At 60.0% G+C, this 13,175-nt stretch carries 11 protein-coding genes; 6 read left to right on the top strand and 5 right to left on the bottom strand.

The annotated features are described in order from the left end of the window. Positions 1-23 precede the first annotated feature (23 nt). Entirely contained in the window at positions 24-227 is a 204-nt protein-coding gene (locus tag DES53_RS04010) for a hypothetical protein (protein ID WP_113956889.1), read from the top strand. Between the two features lie 39 nt (positions 228-266). Here the strand turns inward: DES53_RS04010 and DES53_RS04015 are convergent, their stop codons facing one another. Both DES53_RS04015 and DES53_RS04020 read right to left on the bottom strand, forming a co-directional pair. Next, a complete protein-coding gene (locus tag DES53_RS04015; RefSeq protein ID WP_211325435.1) occupies positions 267-947 on the bottom strand; it encodes an acyltransferase in 681 nt (226 codons plus the stop codon). A 4-nt stretch (positions 948-951) separates the two neighbouring features. Continuing rightward, a complete protein-coding gene (locus tag DES53_RS04020) occupies positions 952-1,854 on the bottom strand; it encodes a diiron oxygenase (protein ID WP_113956891.1) in 903 nt (300 codons plus the stop codon). Positions 1,855-2,004: 150 nt separating this feature from the next. Between DES53_RS04020 and DES53_RS04025 the strand changes: the two genes are divergently transcribed. Beyond that, positions 2,005-2,664 carry a PP2C family protein-serine/threonine phosphatase gene (locus DES53_RS04025; protein ID WP_113956892.1) on the top strand — a complete coding sequence of 220 codons (660 nt, stop codon included), beginning with the start codon at positions 2,005-2,007 and terminating at the stop codon, positions 2,662-2,664. Between the two features lies 1 nt (position 2,665). On the opposite strand, the gene DES53_RS04030 is transcribed toward DES53_RS04025, so the two are convergent. Together DES53_RS04030 and DES53_RS04035 are read right to left on the bottom strand one after the other, a co-directional pair. Beyond that, the gene (locus DES53_RS04030) at positions 2,666-3,346 is read right to left on the bottom strand and encodes an MBL fold metallo-hydrolase (RefSeq protein ID WP_170156836.1); all 681 of its coding nucleotides are present in this window, start codon (positions 3,344-3,346) and stop codon (positions 2,666-2,668) included. A 16-nt stretch (positions 3,347-3,362) separates the two neighbouring features. After that, positions 3,363-3,992 (bottom strand): hypothetical protein, encoded by a 630-nt coding sequence (locus DES53_RS04035; RefSeq protein WP_113956894.1) that lies wholly within the window; start codon positions 3,990-3,992, stop codon positions 3,363-3,365. Positions 3,993-4,159: 167 nt separating this feature from the next. Between DES53_RS04035 and DES53_RS04040 the strand changes: the two genes are divergently transcribed. The 4 genes from DES53_RS04040 to DES53_RS04055 all read left to right on the top strand — a co-directional run bounded on the left by DES53_RS04040 (position 4,160) and on the right by DES53_RS04055 (position 11,929). Next, the gene (locus DES53_RS04040) at positions 4,160-4,711 is read left to right on the top strand and encodes a hypothetical protein (RefSeq protein WP_113956895.1); all 552 of its coding nucleotides are present in this window, start codon (positions 4,160-4,162) and stop codon (positions 4,709-4,711) included. A 229-nt stretch (positions 4,712-4,940) separates the two neighbouring features. Beyond that, positions 4,941-6,287 (top strand): DUF1501 domain-containing protein, encoded by a 1,347-nt coding sequence (locus DES53_RS04045; RefSeq protein WP_113956896.1) that lies wholly within the window; start codon positions 4,941-4,943, stop codon positions 6,285-6,287. A 176-nt stretch (positions 6,288-6,463) separates the two neighbouring features. Further along, complete coding sequence (locus DES53_RS04050) at positions 6,464-8,920, top strand: PPC domain-containing protein (protein WP_113956897.1); 2,457 nt, start codon at positions 6,464-6,466, stop codon at positions 8,918-8,920. Positions 8,921-9,094: 174 nt separating this feature from the next. Next, entirely contained in the window at positions 9,095-11,929 is a 2,835-nt protein-coding gene (locus tag DES53_RS04055; RefSeq protein WP_113956898.1) for a PSD1 and planctomycete cytochrome C domain-containing protein, read from the top strand. Between the two features lie 78 nt (positions 11,930-12,007). Here DES53_RS04055 and DES53_RS04060 read toward each other — a convergent pair whose 3' ends face one another. Continuing rightward, positions 12,008-13,084: an ABC transporter ATP-binding protein gene (locus tag DES53_RS04060; protein WP_113956899.1), complete on the bottom strand. Its 1,077-nt coding sequence runs from the start codon at positions 13,082-13,084 to the stop codon at positions 12,008-12,010. Positions 13,085-13,175 lie beyond the last annotated feature (91 nt).

The raw sequence follows: 13,175 nt of genomic DNA on the forward strand, positions 1-13,175 counted from the left end.
AGTGTAAGAACCATTCGCTATTCATGAGCACTACCGAAGAGATCCAGGGGAATACAGCCACCAGTTTGTGCGAGCTGTGCGGCAAGCCCGGAGCCACACCTCTTGGCGGGCGTCTGATTTGCAGCGCGTGTTATGAAGTCAGCGGCTCCTGCTGCGCGGAGTTCCTGGAGGTGGATGAAGATGCGGAACGCATCAAACGCATTGCTCGCGAAGTGGCGGGCAGCTGATGCTGGGTGCCCGGCGGTGGGGTAGCTACGTGCACCAGATTAGGAAACGACGGCGAGCTTGCTTCGCCTCCCTTCCTTCCAGTGCGTGAACGGTGGAAAGAGCGCGCAGATATGCACCTCTTCATCTGCATCCACGACGGAGCCCGGAGACAGCAGGGCATAGCCACCTATGCGACAGCGATCTCCTATCTCGATGGGTGCGACGTGGAGCACGGTCTGACCTTCCGCATTGTTGCTGACCACGTGGGCAATCAACCGTGCTCCGGCTCCGAGAACCACATCATCTCCAATCCGCAGCAGAGTGCGATCCAGCACACGCACGCCGGGCGCCCAGTAGGTGAGGCGGCCAATTTTGGATCCCCACAGCCTGAGCCAGAGAGAATACAGACCCGGGACCATCCGCAGAAGTTCCTCCAGCAATGGCAGCCGTGAAAAGATCACCTGTGGCTGGGAACTGGCCCACCAAATCAAGAAAGCACGGGACCCGGGTGCGTGAGTGCCATGGATGAGCGGGACCGCCAGCAGCACGACTCTCAAGAGAACCGGAGGTGCAAGATAGAGACACGCCACCGCGCCCAGCCATGAAATCGCAAATCCAATCCAGAGAGTCAGTGCCGCATGCGCCAGCGGCACGAGATTCAGCAGGAGCATCACCGCACGAATGCTCGCTGGCCACGGGGATGGCGGGCGAGAGACGCTGGCGTGATTGGACTGTTCCACGAGGTCAATCCGTAAAGAAATCATCGAGGGCTGCAAGCTCTGGCCAGCGGGCGATAAGCTGCCGTGTCCTGGGGAAGCCGGTCTTGGGATAGAGCGTGCGCAGGTAGGCGTCGTCGGACTCAAGGGCGCGCATGGCGTCGTGGAACTCTCGCTTGCGCGGCGTCAGCTCCGGGAATTCACGCAGCCACGTATCCACCACCCGCAGACCCGAGCGTTTGGGCAGCAGGAAGAACTCGCGCATCAGCCACACCAGCGCACGCACATTCACCCGGCGCAGCCAGAGGGGCGCGCCAGGCCAGAGCCATTCGAGGAAGAGCACGTCGCGACGGATATGTGCTGGTTCATCCTCGAGATGCTGGCGATGCACTGCCTGAAACCGTGGGTCCAACGCCCGGCCGCAGGAGACAAAGGCACGGCCAAAATACAGGGCGCGCTCTTCGAAGATCAATTGCAGCCAGAGCATGGCAGGGAAGAAGCGCACACTGCTCCCAGGCAGCCTCATGAGCCGGTGTGTGAGACTGCCCATATCCAGCAGACGGAAGTCCCCATGCGCATACTGCTCGGGCGCGATGTCACGCAAGAGTCCGCGGAACCACGAGGAATGCGCATCCTCCTCCTGAAGGAAGTGTTCGGCTTCGCGGCTCAGTTGCGGAGTGGGGGAGTTCCGGATGAGCCACTCCAGTGTGGGGCGCGCCATCACTTGCTCGAAGAAGATGATTTGCTCGAGGAAGTAGAGGCCATGCACGCGGTTGTAGCCCAGGCGCTGCGGCTCCGTGAGGGTGTGATACACGGGTGTAAACGCCAGCGGGGTCAGCGACTCGGGTGCGAAGAGCATGCCGTCCCTGGCGGAGCCAGCGATTGGTTCACCTGCACTCGGCGAAGGTTTCAGTCTGCGGGCATCGGACATGAGGTGTATGCGATAGAGGAAACCTGGAGCGAACCGGAGTCAGTCCATGGATGGCACAAGCTCGATGATGCAGGATATTGAAAAACAAATTCAGCCCATTGAGCAACTCAATATCGACAGGCTGGCGCTCTTGGCGGCAGGATGGGACTGATGATCATCAAAACGCACACGGAGCCCGGAGGGAAAGTGGTGAATGAGGACTTCGTATTCGCCCGCCGCCATCCGTCCGGCGGAGAGCGCTATGTGTGCGTGCTTGCGGATGGACAGGGCGGGCGGTCCAATGGAGCGCTGGCTGCGCGCACTGCGTGTGAAACCGTTTGGGCCCGGTCGATGGAGCATCCCTTTGATAGCCTGCTCCAGCCCTCCATCTTCTCCACGTTGATGTATGCCGCAGACAATGCGGTATGCCGGACGGAGGGCTACACCACGCTCGCTGCTCTGGCATTGGATGGCTCCACAGTTCTTGGGGCATCGTGTGGCGATTCCAAGGTGTTCTTTGCACCGGGGCAAGGCGGCGGCGATGAATGGGAAATCATCGAGTGGACCGCAAAGCAGCGGAAAAATCCGCCAGTGGGAAGCGGAGAAGCGATGTTCACTCCCTTTTCACATTCGGATGTGAGCGGCGGGCGCATCCTCATGCTCTCGGATGGTGTTTGGAAGTACTGTGGTTTTGACGCCATCAAAACCTGCTTTGAGATGGCCTCGTTCGCGGATTCTGCGTCCACGTTGCGAGCGGCTACCTTGAAGCGTTCCGGGCTGAGTTTGCCGGATGACTTCAGTGTGATCGCGGTGGATTTGGGTGACGACTGACTCAGGCGCGACCGGCGAGCCTGCGCAGTCTGGACAAATGCGCTTCCGGGCTGGCTGCATTTCCGTGATTGGGCAGAACGCCCTGGAGATCGAGAGACAGCGCTTTCTCCACACTGCCTCGCATGAGTTCCGGACAGGAGTTCAGGATGCGCGGCGGGAAATGAGAGAGCGGACCATAGCTGGCGAAAAGGTCCGCGGTGAAGAGGAGCTTCCGTGTTTCGCAATACCATCCTGTATGTCCATGTGTATGGCCAGGAAGATGCACCGCACGAAGACCGCACCAGACATCGAGCGTATCACCGTCATCAATCCAGCGGTCCGGCGTGAAAGATTGGAAGCGGAGGAGGGGACGGCCCATGGCTTCGAGGATGCCTGCTCCATGGGACCAGCCGGTGTACTTCGGCGTTCCTGCGTAGTGCTCGGCATCCAGGCGCGGAGCCGCCACCCAGGCACCCGTTTCCTTCACGAGCGGTGCCACGTTGAGAATGTGATCCAGATGGCCGTGGGTGAGAATGATGCCCCGAATGGGCTCATTCTCCCAACCGTGCTGGCGCAGCGCGCGCTTCAGCTGCGTGATGCCGCCGATAAAGCCGGCATCAATGAGATACAGGCCCGAGGCATCCCGGAGCACGTGGAAGTTTACGGCGGATGCCCGGATTGGGAGAAAGGAGTCGTCGTGCAAGGGTGATGAACGAAGCTTATAGCTTCTCAAAAGGGTCGTGTCCCAACTTCTCTTTTATCTCAGAGTTTTCCACATCGAGGCCTTTCGAGCCGAAGTGTTTTTCCAAGAATTCCTCCAAGGGGTCACACGCACGACCATGGTCAGCATCTGCATCCCCGAGAACGATCCTTCCTTTGGGCGTCTCTGCCCATACAACCAATCCCTCGAAATCGGTTGGTCCCACCTCTAATCCATCCTGTATTGCCTTGCGCTGCTGCTCGGGAGTGAGTCGATGGAGATGTTCCAAGGGCGTGACGCTCGCGTGAACGGCGGTGGCTGTCTTGAGGAGGTGTTCCTCCAGGCTCTTGAGCAGCGCGTCATCCACGGGCTTGTTGTTACCGGGCTTTTCGTGAGTACTCCGGCAGGTGATGGGCTTTCCCGGTGCCGCGCGACTCAGGACCACCCCTGTCATGTGCGCTCGTCCGTAGTCGGTGAGCAGAGCGCTGGCGATATGAAACTCCGTCCAGTCACCCTTGAAGAGCTCAGTTACCTTTTCGGGAAAGGTCTTCGGCTTGGTTTCATCGGATGCCCTCACTCCGACCGGGAAGCCGCTGAGCACAAAAACTCCCGCAGTCAGGAGGCAGGTCAGAGATCGTGCGGCATGCATGGGCGCAGGATTGGGACGGGGAGTGGTTTCTGGAGAGCGTAGGGAAAAATGTCCGCAGTGTCACCACGGGAGTTGGGAGCGTGGTGCAGTCAGGTTGACCTCCTTTGAGAGCCCAGCGCCTCAATACGCCATGGACAGCTTTCAGGCTCGTCAGTTACCTTTGTTGAATGCCCCGCCGCCTTTTCGCCTTCATCATCCTCCTGCTGCTGCTCGGGTCCCTCAGGCCGGGGCTGCATGCCACAATGCCTTCAGAGGAGGCAATCCTCCGCCAGGGAGGTGAGGATGCGAAGAAGATCATCAATAAGGCCTACTCCATCATTCGGCGGGCCAAGGTGTTTGCCTCTTGCGGCATAGGGGAGCGTAATCTGCCCACGGAAGGGGCTTGGGCCCTCACGGTCATCACCCGCTATGACCCCAAGGCTGTGGAAGTACTCGCGCCCATGGCTGAGCAGTCGAAGAATCTTGAGGTGAAACTGTATGCGATTGCAGGTCTCATCACTCTGGACCCGAAAAATGTTACCAAGTACCGCATCGAGTCCTTCCCAGAATCCGTGTTAAATGCGGAGGCTCATGCCTTCACCGGAAGTACCTACAGAAAGGGGTTCACCCTGGCCATCTACTGGCTGGTTCAGCATGAGGGGTGGCGGGCATGCACCTTCGAGAAGTTGCCGCCGTTCTTCGAGACGTATCCTGCCCTGAGAAGTGGTGAAGAGCAATGAACGTCCCAAAGTCTGGGATGACGAAAAGGTGATGGCGGTGCCCTCAACACCCATCCGGCTGACTTTTGGACAAATTTTTGCGATTTTATGAATACCCCTAGAAAGAAGAGTCTCTAAGGGCCGTAGGTTTGTCTGGTGGGATTTACTCCCTCCAAGCTCAGAAAAAGACACCCTGCTCAGCACCGCTCCCAGCAACCCGTCCTTCCGGACCCCTCAGCTCTCTCCTGCCATGAAAATGCACCCCATCTGCCAAGGCAATCACCTCGACCTGCGCTCAGGCGTCAGCCGCCGTGACTTCATGTACGTCGGGATGGCCGGCGGTCTCGGCCTGACTCTGCCGAACCTGCTCAAGCTTCAGGCGGCGGCATCCATCAATCCGGCAATGCCTGAGGTTGAGGCCTTCAAGCCCATCGCGGACTCCATCATTCACATCTACCTTCCTGGCGGCATGGCGCACCAGGAATCGTGGGACCCGAAGCCCTTCGCCGCTCCCGACTATCGTGGACCTTACACCCCCATCAAGACCAGCATCGCGGGTGAGTATGTGGGCGAGAAGTTTGTGAACATCGCCAAGATCATGAACAAGCTCACCGTCATCCGCTCGATGACCCACGGTGAGGCGGCCCATGAGCGCGGCACGCACAATATGTTCACGGGTTACAAGCCGAGCCCGGCCATCAAGTTCCCGAGCTTCGGCAGCGTGATTTCCCACGAGCAGGGTTCCCGCAACAATCTGCCTCCCTACGTGGTGGTGCCGAGCGTCATCGCCCCTGAGCAGGGCACCGGCTACATGAGCAGCGCCTACGGTCCCTTCGCCCTCGGCAGTGACCCGGCGGACAAGAACTTCACCGTGCGCGACCTCCTCACCCCGAAGGGCATGGAAGGCAATCGTTTCGATCGTCGCCGCTCGCTGCTGGGCACTGTAGATGAGCACTTCAAGAGCATCGAGAAGTCTGACTCCATCAATGCGATGGACAGCTTCTATGATGCTGCTTACGGCCTCATCAGCAGCCAGAAGGCCCGTGAAGCCTTCGACCTGAACAAGGAAGCCGACAAGCTTCGCGACGAATACGGCCGCAACACCGCCGGTCAGCGCTTCCTGCTGGCCCGCCGCCTCGTGGAAGCCGGCGTCCGCATGGTGTCCGTGAACTACGGTGGCTGGGACCACCACTCGAACATCAAGAACGCTTTCGATGGCCAGGCTCCGAACTTCGACCAGGCTTTCGCCCGTTTGATCACGGACCTCGAAGAGCGCGGCATGCTCGACCGCACCCTGGTGATGGTGAGCTCCGAGTTCGGTCGTACGCCGAAAATCAACGGCACCAACGGTCGCGACCACTGGCCGCGCGTGTTCTCCGTCGCCCTCGCCGGCGGTGGCTTCAAGAAGGGCTACATCCACGGCGCGTCCGACGCGCTGGGTGGTGAGCCTGACCGCGATGCCGTCAGCCCGCAGGACCTCGCCATGACGATGTACCGTCAGCTCGGCATCAATGGTGAGAAGCGCATCATGTCCGATGGCGCCCGCCCGATCGACATCGTGAATGGTGGCCGCATCATGAACGAGTTGCTCGCGTAAGGCTCCGCTCTTTCGCATGCGTGAACTGATTTTCTGGAAAGGCGGTCTGGCCCGTGCCGGCACCGCCTTTCTGGCAAGTGGTCTGTCCCCTCGTCGTCCCTCCACCGGGCGGCGGTTCAGGCGTGCTGAACACATTGGTTTGCCCCCGCTTTAGCTCATCCGTCCGTCCCACCCCCATGAACTTCCTGCGTTTTCCCAAACTGGCGACCCCCGCCGCCTGCCTGCTCGCTCTGGCTGGCACTGCTACGGCTGCCTATCCCGGCTTCAGCACGATGAAGCCGAATGGCGCCCAGCGCGGCACCGATGCCAAAGTCACCATCACTGGTGAGCGTCTGGACGACTTCGAGGGCATGATCTTCATGTCCCCCGGATTCACCCAGAAGTCCGTGGACAAGGTGGAGAAGAACAAGGTGGAACTCACGCTCGGCGTGGGTGCGGACATCCCGCCGGGCTACTACATGATGCGCGTGCGCACCAAGTCCGGCATTTCGCACATGCGCCCTTTCTTTGTGGGCCAGTTCCCAAACGCCGAGGAAAAGGAGCCCAACAATGACTTTGAGGTGCCCCAGCCCGCCACGCTGAACACCACCGTGGAAGGCTTGGTGACGAATGAAGACGTCGACTACTACAAGGTCACCCTGAAGAAGGGAGAGCGCCTCAGCCTGGAAGTGGATGGCCTCCGCCTCGGTTATGTGGTCTTCGACCCGTACATCGCCGTGCTGAACAAGGACCGATTCGAAGTCGCGAACTCGGATGACACCATCCTGCATCGCCAGGACGGATTCCTCACGATGACCGCTCCTGAAGACGGTGACTACACCATCATGGTCCGCGAGTCCTCCTACCGCGGCGCTGGAAACAACTACTACCGGCTGCACATTGGCAACTTCCGCCGTCCGGAAGCTGTGTATCCCTCCGGTGGCAAGATTGGCTCGACCACGAAGGTGCGCTTCATTGACAGCACTGGTGAGAGTTTCGAGGAAGATGTAAAGCTTCCTGCTGATACAGACGAGCGTTACATGCTCCTGCCAAAGTCCCAAGGCGCGCCGCCCTCCGGCAATCCCTTCCGTGTGTCTGCTTTCGACAACACCCTGGAAGCCGAGCCCAACAACGACATCGCCACGGCGACGACCTCTGCCGGTGACCCCATCGCCTTGAACGGCATCATCAGCGAGGCCAAGGATGTGGACTTCTTCAAGATTCCGCTCAAGAAGGGCATGCGCCTCGACCTGCGCTGCTACGCGCAGACCCTGGGCTCGCCTCTCGATCCGGTGATTGGGATCTTGAATGAAAAGGGTGGCTCCCTCGGCAACAACGACGATGGCGGTGGTCTGCGTCGTCTGGACAGCAAGCTCACGGTGAACATCCCCGCGGACGGCAACTACTTCATCCGTGTGACCGACCACTTGGAGCGTGGCGGCCCCACGTTTGTCTACCGTCTGGAAGTGGTGGCCTCCGAGCCTGAGCTGGCCTTCTCCTCGCCGGAGTACAGCGTGAATGACACGCACCTGCGCCAGTTCGTTCCCGTGCCTCGTGGTGGTCGCTATGCCACTTTGGTGAATATTTCGCGCAACAACGTCTCGGGTGACTACAAGTGGACCGTTCCGAATCTGCCTCCGGGCGTGAAGTTGCTGAACGATGTGATGCCTGGCAACCTGCCGAACACGCCGCTCGTGTTCGAGGCCGCAGCGGATGCTCCGCTGGGTGGGGTTGCGGTGCCCATCAAGCTGACCTCCGTGGACCCTGCAGTGAAGACCGTCGGCAAGCTTCGCCAGGAGTTCGACATGGTGCGCTCCGGCAACGTGCGCTACTACTCGGAGATCGAAGACCAGTTGCCAATCGCCGCCGTGGAGGAGGCTCCCTACTCGCTGGAAATCGTGAAGCCTGCCGTGCCTCTTGTGGCGCAGGGTCTCATGGACCTCAAGGTCGTGGCGAAACGCAAGGAAGGCTTCAAGGCGCCCATCCGCGTGTTCATGATGTGGAAGCCTCCGGGCATCAGCTCCCTGGGTGAAGCCACCATCGCCGAAGGTCAGAATGAGTGCTCCTTCACGCTGGATGCGAATGCCAACGTGGCTGCCGGCAAGTGGAACTTCGTGGTGATGGGTGAAGCCGAGGCTGGCAACGGTCGCGTGTACAATGCCTCTCCCTTCTGCGAAGTGACTACCGTTCCTGCCTTCATGACTGCACCCGCCATGGCGCTCGCTGCCGTGGAGCAGGGGAAGGAGACCGAGCTCACCTGCAAGCTGGATGGCGTCCAGGCCTTCAATGGCGACGCTCAGGCGGAGGTCGTGGGCGTGCCGGACACCATCACGATTGAGTCCGCGAAGATCAACAAGGACACCAAGGAAGTGAGCTTCAAGGTGAAGACGAACGAGAAGTCCCCCGTCGGCAAGCAGGGCAACCTCTTCGTGATGGTGAAGGTGCCTGTGGATGGTGGCCTCACTACCCATCGCATCGCCGTGGGTTCCACTCTGCGTATCGACAAGCCCCGTCCCGCACCTGCCGCTGCCCCCGCTGCTCCTGCCGTGGCCGCCAATACCAAGCCCGGTGAAGCCAAGCCCGCCGCTCCCGCCGCTCCGAAGCCGCTCTCCCGTCTTGAGCAGCTCCGCGCGGAAGCGCAGGCGAAAAAGTAAACTATTGATTATGAGGGAATTGCAAATGTGCATCGTCAAAGCGCCGTCCTGCGTAACCCGCTCACTCACAGCGATTGATGCCTGAAACGATAGTTCGTTTGGCCGAATTTTCCCTTTCTCTCAGCCGTATATCTCCCCGCCCTCACCAGCAACCGCCCCGCCCCCCAAGTCACCATGAAACACCTCACCCTGCGCCATACCTTTGGAGTCGGCCTCGTTGCGAGCCTCTCGCTCGCCGGCTCGGCCTTTGCGCAACCTCCTGCTCCCTCCGGACCGGTGGATTTCACCCGGGACGTGCAGACCCTGCTGGAGACGAAGTGCCTCGAGTGCCACAACCCTGCCAAGGTGAAGGGCAAGCTGCTCATGGATACCCAGGCCAACCTGCTGAAGGGTGGTGACACGGGTCCGGGTTACGTGGCAGGAAAGCCTGACGAAAGCGAGCTCATCAAGCGCATCGTGCTGCCGGAAGGCCATGACGAAATCATGCCCCCCAAGGGTGGTCCGCTGAAGCCTCAGGAGGTCGATGTGTTGAAGCGCTGGATCGCCGAAGGCGCAAACTGGCCGCAAGGGCTGGCGCTCCGCCATCGCAGCGCGGAAGAGCTGAAGGCACTCGCCGATTTCCAGAGAAAGCTTCCCACGGTGACGGAAGTGAAGATTCTCCCGGATAGCTACACGCTGGAAACCAAGCGCGACTTCAATCGCGTGGTGGTGCAGGCCAAGTTCGCGGACGCGACCACGCAGGACGTGACTCAGTTCGCCAATCTCAAACTGGCGGACGACAAGATTGCCAAGATTGAAGGCAACATGCTGAAGCCCGGCGCGGACGGAAAGACTGAGCTGGTCGCCACGATTGGCAGCCAGGTGGTGAAGGCGCCTGTGGAGGTGAAGGGTGCCCAGACGGATCGTGAGGTTTCCTTCCGCCTGGATGTGATGCCTGTGTTCCTTCGCAGCGGGTGCAACCAGGGCGGTTGCCATGGTGCTGCGCGTGGCAAGGATGGCTTCCAGCTTTCCCTCTTCGGCTTCGACCCTGCGGGTGACTACAATCGCATCACCCGCGAGATGGTGGGCCGCCGTGTGAATCTTGCCATCCCCGAGGAGAGCACCATCCTGGAGAAGTCCATCGGTGCAGTGCCTCACACGGGCAATGACGCCTTCCAGAAGGACTCCCAGTATTACAACACGTTGCTGGAGTGGATCCAGAAGGGCACTCCCGATGACAAGGCTGACGTGGCCAAGGTCACCGGGGTGGAAATCTATCCCACGCAGACCGTCCTCGAGGGCAAGGGCGCCAAGCAGCAGATCACCGTGCGTGCGAAGTACTCGGATGGTACGGACCGCGACGTGACGGATCTGGTGATCTTCAGCTCGAACAATGACCCGACCGCAGCAGTGACCAAGGGGGGGCTCGTGACTTCCGGCGACCGTGGTGAGGCCTTCGTCCTCGCTCGCTTCGATGTGTTCTCCATTGTCTCCCAGGTGATTGTGATCCCCGATGGTTTGAAGTACGAGCGTCCCAAGCTGGCTGAAGCCAACTACATCGATACGCTGGTCAACAACAAGCTGGATAAACTCCGTATCTTCCCCTCTTCCATCGCCGGCGATGAGGAGTATGTGCGCCGCCTCTACATTGACCTCGTGGGCATGTATCCCACACCGGATGAAGTGAAGACCTTCCTCGCGGACAGCAATCCTGAGAAGCGCACTGCTCTGGTGGACAATCTCCTGCAGCGCAAGGAGTTCACCGAAATGTGGGTGATGAAGTGGGCCGAACTGCTTCAGATTCGCTCGGGTCTGAACAACAACCGTCCTCCCTTCTACAAGAACGCGCTTCTCTACTACAACTGGCTCGCTGAGCGCATCGGCAAGAACATGCCGCTCAACGAGATCGTGATCGAACTCCTGGGCAGCACGGGTGGTACGGTCTCCAGCCCGGCGGTGAATTTCTACCAGATGGAGCTCGACCCGCTGAAGCTCACGGAAAACGTGGCCCAGGTGTTCATGGGCATGCGCATCCAGTGCGCCCAGTGTCACAACCATCCTTTCGACCGCTGGACCATGGATGACTACTATGGCTTCCAGGCCTTCTTCATGCAGATTGGCCGCAAGCAGACGGACGATCCGCAGGAAGTGGTGGTGTACAACAGCAAGGGTGGCGAAGCACGCCAGTTCCTGACGAAGGCCGTGATGAAGCCCAAGTTCCTGGGTGGCAACACACCGGAGATCAAGCCCGGCGAAGACCGCCGTGCCGTGATGGCCAAGTGGATGGCTTCCCCTGACAATCCGTACTTCGCCCGCAACATTTCCAACATCGTGTGGGCCCACTTCTTCGGCGTGGGCATCGTGGAGCCAGTGGATGATGTGCGCATCTCCAACCCGCCCTCGAATCCTGAACTGATGGAGGAACTCTCCAACCGTCTGACGGGCTACAACTACGACTTCCGCAAGCTCATCCGTGACATCGTGCTTTCACATACCTATCAGCGCACATCGCAGGTGAATGACAGCAACGAGTCGGACAAGCGGAACTTCTCGCACTCCACGGTGCGCCGCGTGCGTGCAGAGGTGCTGCTGGACGCCATCTCCCAGGTGACTGAGACGAAGAACAAGTTCCAGGGCCTGCCCCTCGGTGCCCGCGCGGTGCAGATCGCGGACGGTGCTGTGTCGAACTATTTCCTCACCACCTTCGGCCGCGCCAAGCGTGAGTCCGTGTGCTCCTGCGAGGTGAAAATGGAACCCACCTTGTCCCAGGCACTGCACCTGATGAATGGTGACGCGGTGAACGACCGCATCCGCCAGGGTGGCCTCATCCCGAAGATGCTCAAGGAGAACAAGACGGAGGCGGATATCGTGAACGAAATCTATCTCCGCGCCTTCGGTCGCAAGCCGAATGAGAAGGAACTCGCCGCCATTAACAAGGCCCTCTCCGAAACCACCGACACCAAGCAGGCCGTACTGGAAGACCTCTTCTGGGCACTGCTGAATGCGAAGGAGTTCTACTTCACGCACTAAGTGTGAGGCGAACTGATAACTGATTGAATCGAAAACGCCGGGTTGCGATGAGCACCCGGCGTTTTTTTGTCTGCTTTCTCACCGCCTCAACAACAGCACGTCTTCCGTGCTTGCCATGACCTGAATCTCCTCCGCGCCTGGATCGAGGATGGAGTCGGGATTCATCTCGGCCACGCGGAGGGGGGTGCCGTCGCGCAGGGCGAATTCATACTGCACTTGCTCACCAAGATAGGTGGTCTCGATGATGTTTCCGTAGAACTTGTTTGGCGTGTCGCGTAGGGACTGCAGGGTTAGGGCCTCAGGGCGGATGCTGAGCATCACAGGTTGGCCGGCTACAGGTGTCCAGTCGGTGCCGGGTCTGCCGCGCAGCAGACCACAAGCGGTTTGCACATCCCAGAGACCATCGCGATAGCTGGCCTGTTTCACCACCCCTTCGATGAGGTTCGTTTCGCCAATGAAGCTGGCGACCATGGGGCTTACGGGATGCCGATACACAGTCATGGGCGTGCCGACCTGTGCGACCTTGCCCGCATCCAGGATGGCCACACGGTCGGCCATGCTGAGTGCTTCCTTCTGATCGTGCGTCACGTAGATGGCAGTGAGGCCAAACTCCTTGCAGATGCGGCGGATTTCCGAGCGCATCTCGATACGCAGCTTCGCATCAAGGTTGGAGAGAGGTTCATCGAGCATCAGCACGCTGGGGCGCACCACGAGTGCTCGTGCCAGGGCCACGCGCTGCTGCTGCCCGCCGCTGAGTTGCTGGATGCGGCGCTGCTCCAGGCCGTCCATTTTCACGAGTTCCAGCGCCTCCTCCACGCGGTCGTCGATTTCCTCCTTGGGCCGCTTCCGTTCTTCAAGACCGAAGGCGACGTTCTCAGCCACGGTCATGTGTGGCCAGAGGGCGTAGCTTTGGAACATCATGGCCGCGCCGCGCTTGTGCGGCGGCACATGGCTCACGTCCTCACCATCGAAGAGGATCTGCCCCCTATCCGGCGTGTGGAAGCCTGCGATGTGCCGCAGGAGCGTGGTCTTGCCACAGCCGCTCGGGCCCAGGAGGAAGAAGAGCTCGCCGCGGGGAATGTCCAGCGATACGTCATTCAGCGCCAGGGTGGAGCCGAACTTCTTCGTGACATGCCGGATGCTGATGCTGACCATGCACGGCTGTTGTAGCGGGTGGAGCGCAGCGTGGCAAGCAGTGCCTTGGCATTCAGTCCCTTCATAAAAGTGGGAACTGGCAGGCTGCATG

It is taken from the genome of Roseimicrobium gellanilyticum, from assembly GCF_003315205.1.
GTDB classification, from domain to species: Bacteria; Verrucomicrobiota; Verrucomicrobiia; order Verrucomicrobiales; family Verrucomicrobiaceae; genus Roseimicrobium; species Roseimicrobium gellanilyticum.

Coding starts and splice junctions, on each gene's coding strand:
- DES53_RS04010 (WP_113956889.1), top strand. CDS start 24: ATGAGCACTACCGAAGAGATCCAGGGGAATACAGCCACCAGTTTGTGC.
- DES53_RS04020 (WP_113956891.1), bottom strand. CDS start 1,854: ATGTCCGATGCCCGCAGACTGAAACCTTCGCCGAGTGCAGGTGAACCA.
- DES53_RS04025 (WP_113956892.1), top strand. CDS start 2,005: ATGATCATCAAAACGCACACGGAGCCCGGAGGGAAAGTGGTGAATGAG.
- DES53_RS04035 (WP_113956894.1), bottom strand. CDS start 3,992: ATGCATGCCGCACGATCTCTGACCTGCCTCCTGACTGCGGGAGTTTTT.
- DES53_RS04040 (WP_113956895.1), top strand. CDS start 4,160: ATGCCCCGCCGCCTTTTCGCCTTCATCATCCTCCTGCTGCTGCTCGGG.
- DES53_RS04045 (WP_113956896.1), top strand. CDS start 4,941: ATGAAAATGCACCCCATCTGCCAAGGCAATCACCTCGACCTGCGCTCA.
- DES53_RS04050 (WP_113956897.1), top strand. CDS start 6,464: ATGAACTTCCTGCGTTTTCCCAAACTGGCGACCCCCGCCGCCTGCCTG.
- DES53_RS04055 (WP_113956898.1), top strand. CDS start 9,095: ATGAAACACCTCACCCTGCGCCATACCTTTGGAGTCGGCCTCGTTGCG.
- DES53_RS04060 (WP_113956899.1), bottom strand. CDS start 13,084: ATGGTCAGCATCAGCATCCGGCATGTCACGAAGAAGTTCGGCTCCACC.